The sequence below is a fragment of the Vibrio sp. 811 genome (assembly GCF_033339195.1).
The window spans coordinates 1-720 of record NZ_JAWOUB010000377.1; the positions used below are offsets into that span (position 1 = coordinate 1).

Consider the following 720-nt stretch of genomic DNA (forward strand, 5'->3'; position numbering starts at 1 on the left):
CAGTATCCAGCAGGAAGCGATATCCACTTTCCGTGAGGTAAAAACTTATCAAGAAGGACAGGGAAGCGAGACAGTTGAATTGGAGCTATGTAACAAAGTACTTCACAACATGATGCGAAAAATAGGCTTTAGGGTTCCTGAAGAGCAATGCGGGAATACAAGCTCTATTTATATACGTAGGGGATAAAAAAGCCTCCCATAGGGAGGCTTTTGTTTTTGTACATATTAACAATATCGTACGTTCTAATTCGTTATTAACGAAGTAGAGACATTGCCATACTAGGTAGCTGGTTAGTTTTAGAAAGAACTGTAGTACCAGCTTGCATAAGCATTTGGTTCTTAGTCATGTTTGAAGACTCAACTGCGAAGTCTGCTTCCATGATACGGCCTTTAGCTGCAGAAGTGTTCTCAACCATGTTACCTAGGTTAGTCATTGTGTGCTCTAGACGGTTGATGTTTGCACCAAACTGCGCACGAGTAGCACCGATATCTTCGATAAGGCCACCAGCATCGCTGATTTTATCAAGAGCTGCTTTAGCTTTAGTTGCGTCACCGATACCGTCAGTGATAGCTGCGTCAGCAAGTGTAGCTGCTACTTTTTTGATGCTTGCAGATGCGTCTACGTCTAGAGTTTCAGCTGAAGAAGCACCGATTTGGAAAGTAACTGCGCCCGCTTCAAAACCACCACCAGCAGCTAGTAGTTTTTGACCACCAAAAGAT

Annotated in this window: 1 protein-coding gene and 1 pseudogene; one reads left to right on the forward strand and one right to left on the reverse strand. The window is 43.2% G+C overall.

The window, feature by feature from the left end:
• Positions 1 to 187, forward strand: a pseudogene (locus tag R7Q46_RS26975) (hypothetical protein); the annotation flags it as partial.
• 67 nt (positions 188 to 254) lie between these two features.
• Here R7Q46_RS26975 and R7Q46_RS26980 read toward each other — a convergent pair.
• Positions 255 to 720, reverse strand: a 466-nt coding sequence (locus R7Q46_RS26980; protein WP_318078208.1) for a flagellin, incomplete at its 5' end; no start/stop codon positions are given.